This window comes from Aliivibrio sp. 1S128 (assembly GCF_001691065.1).
In the GTDB taxonomy this organism is placed as follows: Bacteria; Pseudomonadota; Gammaproteobacteria; order Enterobacterales; family Vibrionaceae; genus Aliivibrio.
The window spans coordinates 48667-69871 of sequence record NZ_MAJV01000121.1; the positions used below are offsets into that span (position 1 = coordinate 48667).

The 21205-nt window shown below is 38.3% G+C and carries 17 protein-coding genes and 1 tRNA gene; 6 read left to right on the forward strand and 12 right to left on the reverse strand.

All coding sequences use genetic code 11. From position 1 onward, the window contains the following. Window positions 1-27: 27 nt before the first annotated feature. The 3 genes from A6E03_RS16710 to A6E03_RS16720 all read right to left on the reverse strand — a co-directional run bounded on the left by A6E03_RS16710 (window position 28) and on the right by A6E03_RS16720 (window position 3557). Window positions 28-708, reverse strand: coding sequence for a hypothetical protein (locus A6E03_RS16710; RefSeq protein WP_065592560.1), 681 nt, complete (start codon window positions 706-708; stop codon window positions 28-30). Between the two features lie 217 nt (window positions 709-925). Next, window positions 926-1447: a spermidine N1-acetyltransferase gene (speG, locus tag A6E03_RS16715; RefSeq protein ID WP_065592561.1), complete on the reverse strand. Its 522-nt coding sequence runs from the start codon at window positions 1445-1447 to the stop codon at window positions 926-928. Between the two features lie 181 nt (window positions 1448-1628). After that, window positions 1629-3557 carry a DEAD/DEAH box helicase gene (locus A6E03_RS16720; protein WP_065601334.1) on the reverse strand — a complete coding sequence of 643 codons (1929 nt, stop codon included), beginning with the start codon at window positions 3555-3557 and terminating at the stop codon, window positions 1629-1631. A 331-nt stretch (window positions 3558-3888) separates the two neighbouring features. Between A6E03_RS16720 and A6E03_RS16725 the strand changes: the two genes are divergently transcribed. Then, on the forward strand, window positions 3889-5913 hold the full coding sequence (locus tag A6E03_RS16725) for an exoribonuclease II (protein WP_065601335.1): 2025 nt from the start codon (window positions 3889-3891) through the stop codon (window positions 5911-5913). Window positions 5914-5968: 55 nt separating this feature from the next. Here A6E03_RS16725 and A6E03_RS16730 read toward each other — a convergent pair whose 3' ends face one another. Beyond that, the gene (locus A6E03_RS16730; RefSeq protein ID WP_065592564.1) at window positions 5969-6328 is read right to left on the reverse strand and encodes a late competence development ComFB family protein; all 360 of its coding nucleotides are present in this window, start codon (window positions 6326-6328) and stop codon (window positions 5969-5971) included. Window positions 6329-6475: 147 nt separating this feature from the next. Between A6E03_RS16730 and A6E03_RS16735 the strand changes: the two genes are divergently transcribed. From A6E03_RS16735 to A6E03_RS16750, 4 genes are all read left to right on the forward strand, one after another. Then, window positions 6476-7708: a GGDEF domain-containing protein gene (locus A6E03_RS16735; RefSeq protein WP_065601336.1), complete on the forward strand. Its 1233-nt coding sequence runs from the start codon at window positions 6476-6478 to the stop codon at window positions 7706-7708. 178 nt (window positions 7709-7886) lie between these two features. After that, the gene (locus tag A6E03_RS16740) at window positions 7887-8267 is read left to right on the forward strand and encodes a DUF3302 domain-containing protein (protein WP_065601337.1); all 381 of its coding nucleotides are present in this window, start codon (window positions 7887-7889) and stop codon (window positions 8265-8267) included. Further along, entirely contained in the window at window positions 8267-9397 is a 1131-nt protein-coding gene (locus tag A6E03_RS16745; protein ID WP_065601338.1) for an HlyD family secretion protein, read from the forward strand. Before A6E03_RS16740 ends, A6E03_RS16745 begins: the two co-directional genes overlap by 1 nt. Window positions 9398-9587: 190 nt before the next feature. Then, on the forward strand, window positions 9588-11189 hold the full coding sequence (locus A6E03_RS16750) for a BCCT family transporter (protein ID WP_065592568.1): 1602 nt from the start codon (window positions 9588-9590) through the stop codon (window positions 11187-11189). Between the two features lie 99 nt (window positions 11190-11288). Here A6E03_RS16750 and A6E03_RS16755 read toward each other — a convergent pair whose 3' ends face one another. The 5 genes from A6E03_RS16755 to A6E03_RS16775 form a co-directional block, all read right to left on the reverse strand. Continuing rightward, window positions 11289-12341, reverse strand: a complete 1053-nt coding sequence (locus tag A6E03_RS16755) for a DUF4056 domain-containing protein (protein WP_065601339.1) — start codon at window positions 12339-12341, stop codon at window positions 11289-11291. Window positions 12342-12352: 11 nt separating this feature from the next. Next, window positions 12353-13477 (reverse strand): BamA/TamA family outer membrane protein, encoded by a 1125-nt coding sequence (locus A6E03_RS16760; RefSeq protein ID WP_065601340.1) that lies wholly within the window; start codon window positions 13475-13477, stop codon window positions 12353-12355. 3 nt (window positions 13478-13480) lie between these two features. After that, complete coding sequence (locus A6E03_RS16765; RefSeq protein ID WP_065592571.1) at window positions 13481-14368, reverse strand: hypothetical protein; 888 nt, start codon at window positions 14366-14368, stop codon at window positions 13481-13483. A gap of 306 nt (window positions 14369-14674) precedes the next feature. Continuing rightward, complete coding sequence (locus A6E03_RS16770) at window positions 14675-15934, reverse strand: DEAD/DEAH box helicase (RefSeq protein ID WP_065592572.1); 1260 nt, start codon at window positions 15932-15934, stop codon at window positions 14675-14677. A gap of 148 nt (window positions 15935-16082) precedes the next feature. Next, window positions 16083-17135: a porin gene (locus tag A6E03_RS16775; RefSeq protein WP_065592595.1), complete on the reverse strand. Its 1053-nt coding sequence runs from the start codon at window positions 17133-17135 to the stop codon at window positions 16083-16085. Window positions 17136-17498: 363 nt separating this feature from the next. On the opposite strand from A6E03_RS16775, the gene A6E03_RS16780 reads away from it, so the two are divergent. Continuing rightward, a tRNA-Ser gene (locus A6E03_RS16780) sits at window positions 17499-17589 on the forward strand. Window positions 17590-17849: 260 nt separating this feature from the next. On the opposite strand, the gene A6E03_RS16785 is transcribed toward A6E03_RS16780, so the two are convergent. The 3 genes from A6E03_RS16785 to A6E03_RS16795 all read right to left on the reverse strand — a co-directional run bounded on the left by A6E03_RS16785 (window position 17850) and on the right by A6E03_RS16795 (window position 21154). Beyond that, window positions 17850-19082: a cysteine desulfurase-like protein gene (locus A6E03_RS16785; protein ID WP_065592573.1), complete on the reverse strand. Its 1233-nt coding sequence runs from the start codon at window positions 19080-19082 to the stop codon at window positions 17850-17852. Further along, on the reverse strand, window positions 19066-19722 hold the full coding sequence (locus A6E03_RS16790; RefSeq protein WP_065592574.1) for a 2OG-Fe dioxygenase family protein: 657 nt from the start codon (window positions 19720-19722) through the stop codon (window positions 19066-19068). Before A6E03_RS16790 ends, A6E03_RS16785 begins: the two co-directional genes overlap by 17 nt. Window positions 19723-19933: 211 nt before the next feature. Further along, complete coding sequence (locus tag A6E03_RS16795; RefSeq protein WP_065592575.1) at window positions 19934-21154, reverse strand: multidrug effflux MFS transporter; 1221 nt, start codon at window positions 21152-21154, stop codon at window positions 19934-19936. Between the last annotated feature and the right edge of the window lie 51 nt (window positions 21155-21205).

Genomic DNA, 21205 nt, shown 5'->3' on the forward strand with positions numbered 1-21205 from the left:
TTACGTGATTAACTTATTCAGTAAGGTTTAGTCAATTTTTTGAATTTCTTCCAGTCGTTTTTCTTTAACAGTAAATACTCTAAACATGAAGATAGTATTCATCATCGATAAAACCACTTCACACACTGAGAAAAAGAAAGATAAGGCGGTAGATTCAAGACCAATAGAAGTAAAACTCGCTTCAATTACCCACATCAACCCGGTTGTAAAACCAAAAATAATAACTAACCCTTTAAACAGGATCCAATAATTGTCTTTTGTTTCATTCCAACCTAATTTAATTGCATCTAAGGCTTTTTCTTTATAAAGAACGCAATAAATCTCGGTAAAAGAAAAACGAGCCATTAAATATAAGCCCGGTAAAATTAACGCTATAAAACCAGTTAAAACAGCGGCTCCCAAAATAATATTCATCAATACAAATGAAAACCACGTTGTTGCAGGGATTTGATATAGCTGACTAAATGGTACACGACGTCCATCAAACGAATAAGCAATATAGTAAAGAATTGCACCTTTATAAAATGGATAAATAGTTAAGATAAATAGCATGTAAAGTAAAAATTTACCTGAACCATCCTCTTCGTTAAAGCTCAATGCAATCCCATTTGTAAGCAAGGCAAATGGTAGAACAAGAATACAAAAAGCGACAATATGCTTTTTGAAGTAATTAAAGCTATCCATCAATAAAACTGATAACGCTGGCATCTCTTTTTATCCCTAAATATATTTTTTAAACTAAAAGTCTCTATTATTATGAGAATAACAAATATCAAACCAACTAAAAAGTCGATTTTCATAAAGAAATACCAACATAGGACAATAGGCTAGAGAATGAAAGGACTCCTTAGAGTAGAAGTCCATTTACTAATAAAATGTGACACGATTTATTGTATTCAATTTAGAATTGTTACTACAACCTATCTTATTTTCTGCTTTCTAAATAATGATCTTGAAGAATATACATACGCTTAATATCGCAATACTCCCCATTAACAAAAATCTCTTGAACTAAATGCCCTTCTTCAGCAAACCCACATTTTTCATATAAGTGAATCGCTTTATCATTATTAACAGCAACATGCAGATATACCTTATGAAGATTCAAGATTGTAAATGCATAGTTTAAAGCACGATGGATGAGGCCTCTTGCATAACCATTACCCTGAAAATCAGGAGCTATAATAATTTGGAACTCAGCACTGCGGTGAATGCTATTAATTTCAACCAATTCAACTAAACCAATAGACTGTTGGTCATTATTTTCAGCAATAAAACGGCGCTCTGTACTGTCATGAATATGTTTACGAAATAAATCTTCAAGCTCATAATAAGACTCGTAAGGTTCTTCAAACCAGTAAGACATTATCGATCTGTTATTATTTAACTGATGAATAAAACGCAAATCAGTTTGTTCAAGTGCTCGTAATCGAATTTCATTGTTCATTATAGTTATCCATTAACTAATAAAATAATAGTCATCGCAAACGAGATTATCCATATTGCGATTATCAGAAAATACCACTATTCAATAAAAACAGAAATAAATAAATGCACATAAAACACAAATAACAGGCATAAAAAAACCGAGCTACATGAGCTCGGTTTTTATTATTGAATCTTATTGATTAGTCTTCACGAGGTGTGCGTGGAGCACGGCTTGCGCCTGGAGCACGCTCGCCACGGTGACTGCCACGGTGGTCGCCACCTTTGTTGCGGTCAAAACGACGTTCGCCACCACGGTTACCTTCACGGTTACCGCCTTCACGATTACCACGGTAACCACCACGGCTATTTCCACCACGGTTTTCGTCAGCACCACCAGAACGAGGACGACGATCAATTGTTAGGTCTACGCCTTCAACAACAACCGCTTTAACTTCGTTTTGACGAATACGTAGTTGCTTAAGTTTGCTTGCAACGTCTGCAGACATTTTCTTAGGTAACTGTACGTATGTGTGACCCGGAGCAAGTTTGATTGCACCGATAGCACCTTTAGTGAAGCCAAGTTCGTTAGCTAGAGCACCTACGATGTCTTTAACTTGAACACCTTGCTCACGACCAACTTCTAATTGGTACGTATCGAAATCGTCATTGTTGTATTGACGACGTTCGCCACGCTCTGGACGGTCACCACGGTCACCACGATCACGACGCTCGCCACGATCAGGACGGTCACCACGATCACTACGCTCTGGACGACGTTTAGCACGGTCCATTGCTGCGATCATAGGATCTGGACCTTTATAGAATAAAGGACGCTTACCTTGTTGACGCTTAAGAAGCATTGCTGCAATTGTTGCTGCATCAACTTCTAGTGTTTCTTGAAGCTTAGTAATTAAGTCAGAGAATGCTTCTAATGCAACGAATTCTTTATCTGCTGCTAATTCAGCACCAAGAACCGCTAGACGAGCTTCTGCAACTTGATCACGATGTGGCAATTCAATTTCGATCATTGAAGATTTAGTTACACGCTCAATCGTACGAAGCATACGAATTTGGTTTGTGCGAACTAAAAGAATCGCTTTACCTTTACGTCCAGCACGACCAGTACGGCCGATACGGTGGATGTAAGATTCAACATCGAATGGGATGTCGTAGTTAAATACGTGTGTAATACGAGGAACATCAAGACCACGAGCAACAACGTCAGTTGCAACTAGGATATCGATAACACCACGTTTAATGTGATCTACAGTACGCTCACGTAGAGACTGAGGAATATCACCGTGCAATGCAGCAGCTTTAAAGCCACGAGCAGATAACCAATCAGCTAGACGCTCTGTATCTTGACGAGTACGAACGAATACGATTGATGCATCAGTTTCTTCAGTTTCAAGAAGACGAGACATTGCTTCGTCTTTTTCTACGCCTTTAACAATCCAGAAGTTTTGAGTTACTTGTTCAACAGTATTGTTAGTACCAGCAACATCAACACGAGCAGGATCACGTAAGTAACGGTCAACAATAGTCTTAACCATTGGAGGCATAGTAGCTGAGAACAGGATACGTTGAGCTGTTTCTGGCGCTTTTTCAAGAATCCAAGTTACATCATCAACAAAACCCATTTTTAGCATTTCATCAGCTTCATCTAGGATGAACGTATGAACTTCGCCTAGATTTAGACGGTCACGGTTAAGTAAATCTTTAACACGGCCAGGAGTACCAACGATGATATGAGCACCGCGGCTTAGAGCACGCATTTGATCAACGATAGATGCACCACCGTAGATCTCTAAAACTTTAAGGCCATTGATGTTACGACCAAGGTTTTTAACTTCAGCAGCAACCTGAATAGCAAGTTCACGCGTTGGAGCCATGATGATTGCTTGTGGGTTATGTTGCTTAAGGTTGATTTTATTTAGAAGAGGTAAAGAGAAAGCAGCTGTTTTACCAGTACCTGTTTGAGCTTTACCAAGTGCATCACGTCCAGCTAACAATAGAGGAATTGATTCTGCTTGGATAGGCGTTGGTGCAATAAAGCCCATTTCGTCAAGTGCAGATAATAAAGTTTCTTCTAAAGCCAGTTGGCGGAATTCAGTAATAGTTTCTGACATTGGGATCCCAATAATTAAACATATAAAAAAGGTCCCATTTGCTCAGCAAGTTCCATACACACACACAAGCACTCGGGACAGGACGGTTTATCACTTCATTAATTAATATAGTAGAAGATGATTAACTCAGGGCGCGGATGATGCCCTAATACGTCAAGAATTACCAGAAAAAATTGAGCAACTTCACAAATTTAGCTCTATTTTCTTATTTTTGGTAGTTTTTCGTACATTACGCATGCTTTTTTACATATTTCATCGGTCTTTTCTAGCAATAGATTAAGGGCAATAGTAAAGTTAACGAGTTATTTCCCTATTTATAGTATGAAGGCTCATGTTTCAAGATAACCCACTACTAGCGCAATTAAAGCAACAAATACAAGATAAGCTTCCTAAAAAAGAAGGCACAGTAAAAGCAACCGACCGCGGTTTTGGCTTTTTAGAATCAGACGATAAGAAGAAAAGTATCTTCATCGCACCTGCACAAATGAAAAAAGTCATGCATGGTGACAAGATCATTGCTTTAATCCGCACTGAAAATGACAAAGAGCAAGCCGAACCCGATCAATTAATTGAGCAGTCAATTACTCGATTCATCGGCCGCATTCAAATGTTCAAAAAACGTCTGCAAGTGATGCCCGATCACCCTAGCCTAAAAAACGCTATAAAAGCAAAGGCCCGTAAAGGTGTAAACCCAGAAACTTTAAAAGAAGGTGACTGGGTTGTTGCAGAGCTTACGCAACACCCTTTAAAAGGTGATCAAAGCTTCCTATGCGAAGTCACCCATAAAATCACTGATAGCGATGACAAAATAGCGCCATGGTGGGTAACACTAGCTCAAAACGATTTACCAAACTCAGAGCCTGATGGCATTGATAACTGGGAAATCAAAGATGATGCTGATTTAGTTCGTATCGATATGACAGAAACACCATTTGTAACTATTGATGGTGAATCGACTAAAGATATGGATGATGCTCTATACATTAAAAAACAAGAAGATGGTTCTTTTGAGCTAACAATCGCTATCGCAGATCCAACCGCTTACATCACACCAGATGATGAGATGGATAAAGTCGCTCGTAAACGTGGCTATACTATCTACTTACCGGGCCGCAACATTCCAATGCTGCCTCGTGATTTAAGTGACCAATTATGCTCTCTGATCGAAAATGAAGTCCGCCCAGCGCTTTGTTGTACAGTAAGCGTAGCTTCTGATGGCACGATTGATGAAGAATCTATCAATTTCTTTGCGGCAACAATGAAGTCTCATGCCCGTTTAGCGTACGAAAATGTCTCTGATTTCCTAGAAACAGGGTCATGTGACAAATGGCAACCAAACGAAACTATCGCTCAAGTGGTTACGGAGCTGCACGAATTTGCGCAAGCACGTACCTTATGGCGTCAAACTCATGCTGTTATCTTCCCTGACCGCCCAGATTACCGCTTTGAATTAGACGCTGAAAATGACGTTGTTGCTATTCATGCGGATATGCGTCGTTGCGCAAATAAATTAGTTGAAGAAGCAATGGTAACGGCAAATATTTGTGCCGGTAAAACATTGCGTAATACTTTTAACATGGGTGTATTTAACTCTCATGCAGGGATCAAGTCAGAAAAATTAAAAGACGTCGTTGAGATTGTAAATCAACTTAATGATACTGAATTTACTGAAGAGCATATTGCAACACTTGAGGGGTTCAGTGAACTGCGTCGTCTACTTGGTAAACAACCAACATCATATCTTGATGCTCGTATTCGTAAATTCCAAACTTACAGCGAAACAGGCAATGAACCATTACCTCATTATGCGATGGGTTTAGACATTTACGCGACATGGACCTCTCCTATCCGTAAATACAGCGACATGATTAACCATCGAATGCTAAAGGCGCACATCCTTGGTAAAGAGCCAGTACAACGCCCTGACGATATCGTGGGTGAAGAGTTAGCACTAAGTCGTCGTTACCACCGTATGGCGGAACGTAATGTTAGTGATTGGTTATACTGCAGAACATTAGCGTCTGAAGTAGCAAAAGAAACACAATTTACGGCCGAAATTTTCGATATTAACCGTGCTGGTATGCGTGTTCGCCTAATTGAAAACGGTGCTGCTGCTTTTATTCCTGGATCTCTTATCGTAGATAATAAAGAACGCATTGAATGCAATGCAGATCAAGGGTCTGTTTCAATTGATAAACACGAAACATTTAAGCTAGGTGACCATCTGACTGTAATTCTTGCTGAAGTGAAAGAAGATACTCGTAATATGGTGGCAAAGCCATTACAAGCCTTTCCTGATCCAGAAGTAACACAAACAGAAAACACTGACGCGATTAATGCTGATACTAAGGCTTAGCACTTAATCTGAACATTAGACGTCCCACATAATAATACGCATTGTGTGGGATTGTTTAATCTAGTTTTATCACACCTGAAAATGGTAACTCTTCATCCTCTAGTTCAAAACGATCTTTAGACATATAAACAACGATACTTTCTGCATCTTCTTCTCGCTGCCGCCTATCATTTAAAACCATTTTTTCTGCATTTTCGACTGCTACTGAAACCATTTTGTTATATTCCATTAATCTTTTCTGAGATGTTGCCGATAGCATATCTAAGCGATGACGAATATAGAGTGTTGGAAGTTGATTTAAGCTGATGCACTTCATATCTGTGATTTGATCATGTGTATAGTTTTGGTAGAAATCGAGTTCAATAAACCGCTTATCCACCAGAGCTTCCATATAGTTATTAATGCTTGATTCCATAAAAAGGCCTTATTGTTATTAAATACATCTAAGTGTCGTTACAACCGTATGAATAGAGTCATGTTATTGATAGAATAGCGTCTTGTCCTAGCAATTCAGTGACAAACTCTTTCTTTTTTTAGATTAATAAGGATCCGTTAAAAAACAATGCCTTTTAGCCTTCTGAGCCATCCACTATTTAAACTTCTATTGCCTATCATTATTGTTGTTTCGGTAATAACCGGTATGGATGGCATTATCCAATTATCATCTGAAAATCAAGGATTCTCATACATACTGCCATACATCGTACTTTCTATTGTTTTGCTTTTAAGTCAACCTTTCAATCAAGGCCGAATAGGGATGATAGCGATTACAATGGCAATTGCTTATTGGATCATTCAAGAACGATTACAAGTCCCTCTCTCTTATGGCAGTACCCGAATTGAATTTACATTAACCGCTTTTTTATTACCCATCTCAATGATGGCCACTTTTATCTTTCCTGAACGTCGGATTTTTTCCAAATATGGCGCTGGTTATCTAGGCATCCTTCTTTTCATGTTTTTTTGGTGCTGGATTATTGTTTCCCATTTTGCCGACAACGATATGACTGAAATTTGGGAAACTTATTTACTTACGATCCCTGAAGTATCTCCTCTTCCTATTATTATCGTTCTTTATAGTTTAGTTATGTGCGGGCTTTCTGCCATTTTTGTCTTAACTCGTAGTAACAATACAGATTTAGCGTCTTACACCTGTTTACTCTATTCTTCGTTAACTTTTGCTCTTTTTAGCGTTGAATTTATCTCTAGTACAATGTTCTCTATTGCTGGCTTGTTATTACTACTTTATATAATCTCAGCCAGCCATGAATTGGCCTTTATTGATCAGTTAACAGGCATACCTGGCCGTCGCGCTCTTGAATCAGAAATGAAGCATTTAGGCCGTCGTTACACGATTGCAATGCTTGATGTTGATCATTTCAAAAAATTCAATGACAACTATGGCCATGATACTGGTGATGATGTATTGAAACTGGTGGCTAGTATCATGGCGCAAACTGGCGGTAATGCAAAAGTCTACCGTTATGGTGGTGAAGAATTTACCGTACTATTTAAAGGTAAAACGGCTGAACAGAGCTTAGAGTATCTAGAAGAATTACGTGAAGATATTGCAAATTACGATTTAATTATTAGAGATACAAATACACGACCTAAAGACAAAAAGGAAGGCGAAGCAAAAAGAGGAAAAGCAAACAAAACCAAAGTGGTGAATGTAACCATTAGTATTGGCGTTGCTGATAATACAGAATACAAAAAGCCACAAGAAGTTATCAAAGCTTCAGATAAAGCTTTATATCGAGCTAAAGATGGCGGACGGAATTGTGTTCGCCAATAAATAAAGCCTTCCTAAAAAATATAAAACTAGCCGATATAACTTTTTAGTTAATGTTATATCGGCTTTTTCATTTCAATCTTTGATTATATCTTGCGTATTAACCTAACCAATGTCACACTCAAGTTACTAAAAAATAGGTAATTTGTTAATTTTCATAGTTGTACACAAGGATGCGTTTATGTTTTTAGATTATTTTGCTCTTGGTTTATTAGTGTTTGTAGCATTGGTTATTTTCTACGGGATTATTGTCATCCATGATATCCCCTATGAGATTGCTCACAAGCGTGACCACCCACATTCAGACGCGATACACATTGCTGGTTGGGTTAGTTTATTTACGCTACATGTTTTATGGCCTTTTCTTTGGATTTGGGCAACATTATGGCGTGAAGACCGTGGTTGGGGATTCCATAAAATTGAAAATAATCAATTAGAGCTTCAAACTCGTGTTAACCATCTTAATGACCAAGTTGAATTACTGACCGAAAAAATTTCTCAAATGGAAGTTAATCAAACAAAGCAACCACCTCAGCAATCAACTAAAGAGGAGCAAATATAATGGATTTATTGCTTATTCTTACGTACACCGCATTATGTATTGCTGTGTTTAAAATCTTTAATATTCCGTTGAATAAATGGACAGTCCCAACTGCCGGATTAGGTGGTGTCGTTCTCGTTGGTACACTTGTTTTATTAATGAATTATAACCACCCTTTTACTCAATTTGGCGGGCAGTTTTATGTAACTACACCGATTGTTCCAAGTGTAAAAGGTAAAGTAATTGAAGTTAACATTGAGGCAAACCAACTCCTTAAAAAAGACGATATCCTTTTCAAAATAGACCCTATTCCATTTCGAGCTGAAGTCGTCCGTAAACAGGCTGCATTATATGAAGCAGAACAAGCCGCTCTTCAATTAGAATCTATTTATAAATCAGCGCAAGCAAACACGATCAAAGCAATCGCAGACAAAGATAAAGCGTATCGTGAATTTAAACGTTATGAAAAAGGCTTTAAAAAAGGCGCTTTTACTGCACAACAATTAGATACACGCAAACAAACTTACAAAGCAACTCAGGCAACGGTTGAATCTGTTCAAGCTCAAGAGCAACAGGCCAAACTGGCACTAGAGTCTGAGATAAATGGTGAAAATACGATGGTTGCTCGTATGCGTGCGGAGTTAGAACAAGCACAATTCAATTTAGATGAAACAACCGTTAGAGCTCCAACTGATGGGTATGTAACTCAAATGGCTCTTCGTCCAGGTATGATGGCGGTACCTCTGCCTCTTCGTCCTGTGATGACATTTGTACATACCGAAGCTCAGTATTACGTAGGTGCATTTCGTCAAAACTCTTTACAGCGTTTACAATCAGGATTTCAAGCTGAATTTTTATTCCGCGCCATTCCTGGGCGTGTATTTGAAGGGGAAGTTGTTGAAGTCATTCCAGCTATCGGAGAGGGACAAATTCAAGCTTCAGGTTCTTTATTGGGTACAAACGCCATACAAACTAACGGCAGAGCACTTGTTAAATTAAAATTGACTGATGACGTCTCAGCTTTCCACCTTCCTGCAGGGGCAAATGCCGAAATATCGGTTTACTCTGACAGTTTTGAACATGTTTCGATTATGCGTAAAGTATTAATCCGTATGAAATCCTGGCAAAACTTTCTATACCTTGACCACTAAATAACCTAATAGTATAAAAAGTGCCTTAAACCCATGTTTTAAGGCACTTTTATTTATATCAAGCCCTTAGAAAAACATTTAATTAAAATCTTAACTCTGATATTATTCTCACGAAAAAAACTGTTACATGAATGTTGCAGTAGTTTGACAGACTCCGATTGGAGCTGTTATGAAAATTATGTGAGGACACATGAGTACTACGGATAAGTACAGTATTGACAGTACTGATTATGAGGTTGGACAGGACAATATTCAAAAATGGGGTTTTGATATACATAACCAAGTTTTTGGCATTAGTGCTGGTGCAATTGTTTTATTTCTTACTGTGCTTCTGATTATGGATCCAGCAGAGGCAAAATCCCTTCTTGACGGTGTCAAATTACAAATCATCGATAATTTTGATGGTTTATTTATGTGGTCTAGTAATATCTTCTTAATATTCTGCTTAGGATTAATCATTTCACCATTTGGGAAAATCCGTATTGGTGGAGATCACGCTAAACCTGAACATTCTACGATATCTTGGATGGCAATGCTGTTTGCTGCCGGTATGGGTATTGGTTTAATGTTCTATGGTGTTGCAGAGCCTCTTGCTTACTATACCGATTGGTATGGCACTCCTCTAGGTGTTGAACCATTTACTGAAGAAGCTAAAAAACTAGCGCTTGGCGGTACTATGTACCACTGGGGTATTCATCCGTGGGCAATCTATGGTCTGGTTGCTTTATCTTTAGCCTTCTTTACCTATAATAAAGGGTTACCTTTATCTATGCGTTCTGTTTTCTATCCAATTTTAGGTGATAGAACATGGGGTTGGTTTGGTCACATCATTGATATCCTAACCGTGCTTGCGACGCTATTTGGTCTTGCAACCTCTCTTGGATTAGGTGCACAACAGGCTGCTGGCGGTATCAACCACGTATTTGGTACTGATGGCGGCATTAACATGCAAATCGGTGTGATTATTTTCGTTACTATACTTGCAATGATCTCGGTTATCCGTGGCATTGATGGTGGTGTAAAACTACTAAGTAACGTGAATATGTTAGTTGCTGTTGCACTGCTTCTGTTCATTATTGTTATTGGTTTCTCTGATGTAATGAGTGCTTTGCCATTAACTCTTATTGGGTATGCTGAGAATATCATTCCATTAAGTAATCCACACGGTCGTGAAGATGAGACTTGGATGCATGGTTGGACAGTATTTTATTGGGCTTGGTGGATTTCATGGTCTCCATTCGTAGGTATGTTCATTGCTCGTGTTTCTAAAGGTCGAACTGTTCGTCAATTCTTACTTTCAGTGATGATCCTTCCAACACTAGCAACGTCTTTATGGATGTCAGCGTTTGGTGGTATTGCAATTGAACAAGTTAAAAACAAAGTTGGTGAACTTGGTGAGAATGGCTTAAATGACATCACCATGGCTCTATTTGACATGTATGACGCATTACCAATGAGTACTGCTCTATCTGTTATCTCCATTGTTCTAATTATGGTTTTCTTTGTAACGTCATCTGATTCAGGTTCATTAGTTATCGATAGCATCACTGCTGGTGGTAAAGTTGATGCACCTGTACCTCAGCGTATTTTCTGGGCAACAGTTCAAGGTTCTATCGCTGCGGTATTACTATGGGTTGGTGGTACAGAAGCAATGCAAGCGCTACAGGCAGGTACGGTATCAACAGCATTACCGTTTACCTTCATTCTTCTAATGATGTGCGTAAGCTTAATAAAAGGATTTAGTACTGAAAAGTTCGGTACTACTCAAAAATCAAATAAAGCAAAAGCATAATCAATAAAAAAAGCCCCGAACACTACTTTAAATTAAGTACTTATTCGGGGCTTTTTTATACCAATCTATATAGTCGTTTGGTATTTAAATCAATAAACGTTATTTTTCAGCTTGCTCATTATCGTCATGCTTCTTAGCAAAATCAGCAATCTGTTGAAAATCATCCGGAGTCCAATAGGGTTTATTCTTTAATGAATCAGGTAGTACTGAGAAATCTTTATCGTTTTTATTTGGCATTAACATAAAGGTAGCTAATGCTTCATACTCAGTTGAAACACCCTCTTTCGTTTCACCTTTAAACCCATTTGGCTGCAAGTCTGTTCCTAAATGGTATTCCCGATGAATCACAACCCATTTGTTTGGTAGCCGCTTAGAACTGTCCCACCATACCCCATCCATTTTTTTTATTTCTGTTTTAGATTGCTCTTTAGTACCCACACCCAACTCAATAAATTTTGCTTTTATTGCTTTGGTCATTGCAGTGGAAAAATCATTTTTATCTAAATTTGGATCGGCACGAATAACATCACTGGCTAACAGCGCACCAAGCATATTTGAATAAAGATCTTCAGGAGAGAAAGCAGAGGCATATTCTTTAAAGCCACCGACTGATTCCATACCAAACCATTGCGCTATCTCATGCCATTGAGCAAATCGATATGCAGTCAACGCAGCTAATTCGATACTGATTTTTTGACGTTCTACTTCAGAATACACATCCACACTCTTGTGCATTTGAACAACACGATCTTTTAACTCTCGTGACAATGTCACTTTATAATCAGAACCTAGGTGAGCGTAAAACTCATTGTAAAGATAATAAGTAAAATCAGCAGTATCTCGAATATGAGCCGAATCTAAAAAACCGCCTTTTTTAGAGTAAAAAATACCATTACTTTCATCTCCAAAACCCATCAAACTACTAGCAACGCTTTGGGTACCATCGTTATATATATGATCACCAAGATCTTCGATATTCATTACGTTTTCTACTGAAACAAAAGGGACAGGGATCCCCCCTATTTCTGTTTGCAGGTTGGTCCCAAAAGCACAGCAAGGCCTCACACCAGCTGGAGCATCAGCAGCAAAAGCAGATAAGGACACGCCACACAAAAAACTCGTGATGACAATGGAAGCTATCTTACTCTTCATATAAATACCCTCTAAAACGCTTCATTAATTTGAAAATATACCGCTTGGCTATCTTTTCCTAACCCATAATCCAGTCTTACATTAACTCTTGGTTTAAACGCAAAACGATAACCAATGCCATACGTCGGTAACCATTTACTATCAAACAACTCTTGATAAGAGCTCGCGACATTCCCCCCCCCTATCCACGCAACCATTCCATGCCGTTTGTTAAGTTGTTGACGAATTTCAATTTGGCCAGACAATTGACTATTATCTCGATACTGACCTGAATAATATCCTCTCATTCGCTTATCACTGCCTAAAGAGGAAAATGCAAACCAAGGAATATCACCTTGAACATCTTCAGAAAATATTTCCCACGCCAAAACAGTATTAGGTAATATTTTGTGATATTGACGGTAATTTATGGTGACTTTGTCAAAATCATAATCGGATCCAAATTCAGTACGATAGGCATTCCAATTCACACTGAATAACATGCCTTCATGGGCGTTTAGCTCAAAATCACGACTGTCGTACTCAACACTCACCGTAGCAGCACTTAAAAAGGTATTTTCCAGATCACTCTGTGCTAATACCTCAGTATCTGACGAAAGATCACGATAACTCTCCATATCTGCACCAAAAAGGAAATAGGTATTAGGTAAAAATTGATACGCCACCTTTGGTGTAAATCCAAAAATTTGAGCTTCAACTAGTGTTTTATTGCTGTCAACTTCCGCCGCTTGTTTACCAACGCCCCAATAGTATTCAGGGGTATGGCTTGCTTTGGCTTGAACCAATAACCGAAGGTCATCATTCTCAAAATAAGTTCGATTATTAACACCTACGCCATAGGATCCTGAAGTAGAACCATAACCCGTAATATTAATCGTAGAAAGTGGCGCACTCTGTTTATCTTCAAGTGGCCAATATAAACCCACAGCCGCAACCCCAATACCAAAACCTTGCTCAGGGTTAGCGAAAGGCCCGGGAAGCACAGCCCAATCCACCCCTTTACTGACATCAATATCTTCTGATGAGCCAAGCTCTTCTAGAAAAGTATCAACCCAGTTTTGTGGCTTCTCTTTCGCAGAGATCGAAAATGCGCAGCAACTTAGTAAAGCTGCCGTAGATAGGTTTAATAACTTAATGATTTAAAATCGCATATCAACGCTTAAGAATAAACTTGTACGGTTACCAAACCCCGCCTCACCCAGTAAATAGAGTCGATCATGCAATTTATACTGCATACCTACAATTGGGTTCCATGGTGTGACTAAGTGTTGCTCTACATTAAAGCGACCATTATCAACCTTGCCCACTAAATTACCCAAGCTACCCGTTAAACCTATATCCGTTAAATTGCCAGATAAGGATTGCTCAACATCTTGATACATAGCCCCCACCCACAAACGTAACGGAGCGCCTAAACGGGTAAAGTCATAACCAATTCGAGGAGAAATAACAATCGAAGATATGGTGCCATCAATTACATTTAATTTAGTTTCGGTATAACTTGCATCAACTAAAGTAAATACATCTTTATAGCCTCCAGCAAGCACAAATCCGGCACCATAAAGAGTGCCATTCAGATCCAGACGGAATGGCATAGTTCCCGATAACTTTTCAGAACCAAGGGCTTTAACTTTGATCGTAGTTTCTGAATAGCCGTTAAGCGTACCAACAATGCCGTATAAATTTAGAAATGGGAATAACCAAACATCACCACGCAAAGTCAAAACTTCGCTCATTTGTTTACCCGTACCTACAGGCTCTATTTGAACGACATCACCGAGTGGAACATTTATTGTGTGCCCAAAGGGTAAATCAATTGGGTAGGAACCCTCGAATCCAACGCTATCTACTGAGATATCTTGAGTTTGTTTCATGTAACTAACGTTTAGTCCAAAAGCCTCAGGAAGAGTATAACCACGAGCTTCCGCTTCATCTTTCCAAATGGGTAGTGTAAAAGATTCTGCAAATAAAGAAGAAGAGTAAGATAAAAATAATAAGCAAAGTACAGAAAGAGACCTTTGCGACATAACGGCTCCGAATACTGAAGGATAATAATCCAAAATTGGCTTCAGTTTTCCAAAATCATACGCCTCACATGAATACATTCAATCGAACTTTACACTAATTTACATATGAAACTGTCAAGGTTTTATTTGATGCATTCAAAGCTCAAATTACAGCCTACTTCACATAATAAAAAACAATTTAAAATAAAAAATAGGAATATATGAAAGATATTGATTGGCAAGATCAGTAATGGCCAATTTAAAGACGCTTCAGTCATTAAATCGGCCATTCAGAAATGATAGGGGTAGAGTTAAATAAAAACGATATTAACGCTTATTTTTACCTCGATTAGCGTGCACTTTCATCTTTGCTTTCAGCTTTCGTTTATCTGCTGAACGTCCACGACTTTGACGCGAATGATCTTCTTTTACCACTCGAGCATTAGGATCTGGTTCATACCCTTTCAACCATTCTTGCGGTAAACGAGTGTCTAACAATGTTTCAATCGCCGTTAATAAATAGTCTTCGTTACTGCTCATTAATGAAATAGCTTTACCTGTACATCCCGCTCGACCCGTTCGTCCGATACGATGAACATAATCTTCAGCTTTAAATGGTAATTCATAATTAATAACACATTCTAGTTGCTCAATATCCAAACCACGAGCAGCGATATCCGTTGCAATTAATGCACGAACTTTCCCAGTTTTAAATTCTTCTAACGCACGTAAGCGAGCACCTTGGCTTTTATCACCATTAATAGAAACTGCTTTTATGCCGTCTTTCTTGAGTTCTTTAACTAATTCATCAGAACCTAGTTTTGTTTTTGTAAAGACAAGAACTTGTTGCCAATTACGAGAGCCAATTAAATACGCCAACAACTCACTTTTACGGTGTTTATCGACTGGATATACTATCTGTTCAACAGTATCAGCGGTACTGTTCGTAGGTGTTACCTGTATTTCTTTTGGTTTATGCAACATGTAATGAGCAATTTCTCTCACTTTTGCACTGAACGTTGCTGAGAAAAATAACGTTTGGTGTTCAGCTGGCATCTTACGTAGTACTTTTTTAATATCCGGAATAAAGCCCATATCTAACATACGGTCAGCTTCATCTAGTACTAAATATCCTGCTTGATTCAACGTAATCGTATTGATGTGCAATAAATCTAATAAACGCCCAGGAGTCGCAACTAAAATATCCGCGCCACCAACTAAGTTATCTTTTTGGACATTAATACTCGTGCCGCCATAAGCAACCACCACTTTGATGTCTGTATTTTTTGCATAGCTAACTAAACTATCAAATACTTGCTGTGCTAATTCACGAGTTGGCGTCAAAATCAAACTACCAATCACTTTTGAATTCTGGCTACGATTCATTGGGTTTTCAATTAAACGTTGAATAAGAGGCAAACCAAAAGCGGCAGTTTTACCTGTACCAGTTTGTGCTCCTGCAAGTACATCATGTCCTTGTAATACGAGAGGAATAGCTTGTTTTTGAACTGGAGTCGCTTCTTTAAAACCTAATTCCGAGACGGTATTAAGAAGCTGTTCAGATAACCCTAGTGAAGCAAATGACATGATGAACCTTTAAATACAATAATTTTCGCCGATTGTAGCAAAATAGTATTGGTTCCCCTAGAGTAAGTTGCGCTATAAAAAAATCCAGCGTACTTTGCAGGTACACTGGATTATCTTAGGAAAGTTAAAGATTAATAATCATTGTAGATTATAGGTAGTAACGCGCACCTAGCATCCACTTATTATCTTCTTTATTATTGTAATCATTACCTAAATCAAGTTGGTAACCAGTAAAGCCTACAAACTTATCAGTGAAATTGTATTCTGCTTGAATTGCTGATGTACTGTAAACCGTTTTACTTGCATCGTTATCTACAACCGATTCATAGTTCAAACTTAGGTTTAAACTGTTGTCTAAAGCGTAGGCAACCAAAGCTTCGTATGCTGAACTGTCTTCAATTGGGTTTCCTGTCGTAGACAATTGATGAGGAGTATTCATATACTCATTCATTGCATACACACCTGCTACGTATAAACCACTTCCATAAGTACCGTAAGTCCCACTCAATACATGAGATTCAGAAGTCACTGACTTTGCACTTGAACCATACGTAACGTCACCGGTGTTATATGCGTAATTCGCCGAGAATCCCATCACGCTATAATTTAGTGCAACCTGTCCACGATTTCCGTAATTGTTCTCTATTTTTGTAGTATCCCAGTCATTTGAAACTGTATCAGTCTTACGTCCTTGCCAACCAGCGGCAACACCAAATTTACCAGCATCACCCAGTTCAAACATTTTTCCGTAGCTCAGCATTTCTTCAGCGCGGCCTGTACCTAAATTGCCATGGTCCTCATAAAGAAAGTCATTCGCAAACGCTATTGGCATATCCGCTACACCACCCACAGCGTAATAAGGTGACCATTGGGTTCCGGCAACTGCTCGACCGAAATCTTCGTGTGTCAAACCGATGTAGCCTAGACGAGTTGTGAATGCATTTTCACCACCATCTAAATAGTTAAGAGCCCATTCACCTTTAGCATCAGCAACAAAACCATTACCTAAGTCATGTGTTGCATTAAAATTAATACGTGGAGAAACTGCGGTTATATCAGTATCGCCTTCATCAGATCCTTCTAATGCTACTGATACATGCCCACCGATATCAAATGTTGTCCCATCTTCATTATATAATTCAACAGCAACGGCATTTGAAGAAGCAGCAGCAATAGCTAAAGCGAGTAGTTTTTTATTCATTTTAATTTCCATTTAATTTGTCTCCTATGAAATGAAGTCTCACAGAAAAACAGTGCGACCAACAATTTAAAAACAAGATAATAAAAATTTTCATACAGAAGGAGTTAAACGTTAACAAAAAACACAATAAAAAATAAATCCAAGGTAAACAGCCTTGATATATAAGGAATAAAACAAAGTTAATTAGATGTATCAAAATGTTTTCTTTATATTTAGCTCATGTTTTTTTAGGTTAAAATCAAAATGCGAATAAATAAAAACACTTAAAAACAGCAATAATAGTAGAATAATGAATCAAACAGTCAGTTTTAATGCATTTAAGGGTTTACAAGAAACGGTGAACACCCTATTATACGCGGCATTGGAGGGATGGCTGAGTGGTCGAAAGCACCGGTCTTGAAAACCGGCAACCGTTAATAGCGGTTCTAGGGTTCAAATCCCTATCCCTCCACCAAATTAAAAGATTAAACCGCTGTTTTTACAGCGGTTTTTTTGTATCTGTACTATCTAAAAGAATTAAATGCAGATAAGCCCACCAATGCAATGCATTATAGAGACCGATTACTCAACCAAAAATTAAGCAGTAAGACCTTAAAAGACTGCATTGCGGTAAATAGACAATTTTTTAATACTCTGAAACCTTTTTCGACACTTTGGTGTGCTGGGGCTTTTTTGTATCGTCATTACATCCATCACCTTAAAACCATTCCTCTGCTATTCGAATGTATCTAATATCGAGAATAGGTAGTCGATTTCATCGAACGTGTTGTAATGCATAAAACCAATACGAACAACCCCTCCACTTTCCTCTAAACCAAGTTGCTTTATCAATCCCAACGCATAAAAGTGGCCATTCCAAACACAAATTTGATGTTGCCCTAATTTTTTTGCTATCTGATCGGGTGAGTGGCCTTTAAAACTGATTGCAAATGTAGGTGTTCGATTACCTGCATTTTCAGGATCACTTATACCAAACAATGACATCCCAGAACGCTCTTCGAGCTTATTCAAAAAGTAATGTGTTAATGCTAATTCGTGTTGTTTATATTGGGTGAAGCAGCTAACTAATCTTTCTCTTAAGCTGCACTCTTTATCGCCCCATTGAGCTAAATATTCAATTGCAGCCGTTACTCCCGCTAACCCTTCAAAGCTCTGTGTTCCTGTTTCAAAACGTCCTGGGCCAATATCTGTTGCAGGTTCAACTTTATAAGGAGACAACGATTGGAGATATTGGGAAGAGACATAAGCGATGCCAACATGAGGCCCAAAGAATTTATACGCAGAGCATACTAAAAAATCACAATCAAGATCTTGAACATCAACTAAATGATGCGGAGCATAATGAACAGCATCAACATAAATCATGGCACCAAAATGATGGGCAGCCGCAACCATTGACTTCACATCAACAAGAGATCCTGTTGTATTTGACGCATACGTTGTCGCCACAAGTACCGTTTTATCAGACAGTAAAGAATGAAAATGATCCATATCCAAAGTGCAATCGTCTGTATTAACACGAACTTGGTGAACAATAACACCTTTATCTTCCGCAGCCTGTTGCCAACTTGATACATTCGAATAATGATCCAATGCTGTAACAATGATCTCATCGCCTGCTGTCCAATTTCGACTGATCGCACGACTTAACTGAAAAGTGAGCGAAGTCATGTTTGCGCCAAATACAATATTATTACTGCTTGGTGCATTCAATAAAGCAGCACAACAAGTTCGAGCATTATCCATAACCGCATTTGTCTTCTGGCTTGAGAAGAAATGACCGCCTAGATTAGAGTTCGAATAGCCTAAATACTCTGCCATAGCCGTTAACACTGATGTTGGAACTTGAGATCCTCCAGGGCCATCTAAAAATAAAACGGGATGATTATCAACCGTTTGTGACAGAGCTGGAAATTGAGAACGAACGCTATCAGGCGTGAAAATCATTAGCTTTATCCTTAGCTGTTAATACAAATACATCCATATGCCCTTCACGAGCGTGGTCAACTAAGCGTATCGGTTTTCCGTTATGCCACAACTTTCTGTCATCCACCATCGCCACTTCTCCATCTTCTAAAATTTTTTTAAAAAACGGTTCTTCGTTAGAATTTTTATATACAAGCAGTTCTCCACCTTCGATATTAGATCGATCAATACCAATCAAAGCAATATGATCAAAACCATCTTGATGGACACCCTCTGGTGCTATTTGCGTTTCTGCATAGATTGCTGAGATCCGCATTTGGTGTATCTCAATCTCTTGCCCATTAGGTAGATGATTTAAATCCATAAAGACTTGGCACATTTCTGCCATACCTTCACTGTGTAAAATATGCGTTTCAATACCTTCAAATTCACGAACTATGTCCCCTTGAAAATGATTAATATCTTCACTCTGAACAAAATTATGTTTGTTGGTTTCAACCACCTCGTCATTAATCACCTCGATCACTGAATAACGACGTAATCGAAAGTTCCCATCTGCATGAGTGGTTTTAGGTAGACCCGTAAATGAGGGTGCGAGTTGATGGACAGCAGCATGGCTTAACTGTGTCAGCTGTAATGTAGTGTCATGTGAGTGAATCATATTGCCTCCCGCATAAGTAATTTAACAATTTAGTTACACTTCATTATTTACGCAGAAATACTATTAAATCAAACTAATCCATGATTTAATTCTCACAAATATAAAAAATAAGCACAATGAACTACTTTTTTGTGATACGTAAGAATTAAAATTCAGTTTAAGTTCTAGCTATATCAAAAAACCAGAACTCTTCACTGAATAAAATTTAAGTTTATGATTTATAATTATTAAGTTTCCTTCTTACTTGCTTATTCCACAGTAAAACAAAAAGCATGATAATTGTGATCGTTAGATAAAACAGCCCTAAGCTGTCTTGGTCTACCACCCAATTTTTTACTAAATAACCACCAAGTAACCCTGCCAAGCACATTTGAATTGAACCAGAGAGAGCTGAGATCGTCCCTACTTTTTTCGTATGTGGAGCAAGTAATAAGTTGATCGATAATGGGAATGAAATACCTTGTGCCACCGCAAGTAATGTGAAGGCAAATATTAATGAAAATAACGAAGTATCAAATAAAATTAACCATAAGCCTGAGACTGTCATTATGCTTAAAGCAAGACCAATCAATACATCGACTGAATAACGTTTATTCAAACTATTAAGTATGAAACTGCCTATCATTAAACCTGCAGAAGGAATAATCATTACTTCCCCATATTCAGCTGTCGTTAATCCTAATCCACCTTGCAGTAAAAAAGGTAGCAAAGAAACGGAGACAAGACTTCCTAAATAACTCACCCAATTTAAACTTGCGCTAGACATAACCTGAGCGTTAGAAAAGAGAGAACCATAATCCCGTAATGTTTGTCTAAAACTGAATTTTTGAGGTTCATAAGGTAGCGTTTCAGGCAGAATGAAATAGCCAAGAGTTAAAATGCAAATTAGATAAATCAGAACAAAACCAAACACCCACTCCCAACTAAAATGCCACGCAATCCAACCGCCAATCACAGGAGCAAGAATGGGTAGAATAGAAGCTGTAATTGAAATATAAGACATTGCTTTAGTTAAATGGTAACCACTATAACTGTCTCTTAATACACTACGCCCTAATACAGATGCACTACCCGCACCTAGGCCTTGCAACAAACGCCCTAACACTAAAGCCGTAAAATTATCTGTCATTGACACGCACAAAACTGTACCTAACAAATAAACACCCTGCCCTAAAATAAATATCGGTCGTCGACCTAATGCATCAGATAGAGGCCCATAAAATAACTGAGAACCACCAAAGCCAACCAAAAATAACGTAATAAGTAACTGAACATCCGCGGGGGAAACGCCCAGATCTTGGCTAATTAAAGGCAATGAGGGTAGATAAATGCTGACACCAACTTGCCCCGTTGCAATTATCATCATCGCAAGAAGTAAGGGTGTTTTATTTAAGCGGCCAACAGGCAGAGCTTGGGGATTATTTTCATTCATTTTATCAGTTTACATTCAATCAATATAATTGATAATAGTCAGCAGAGGAAT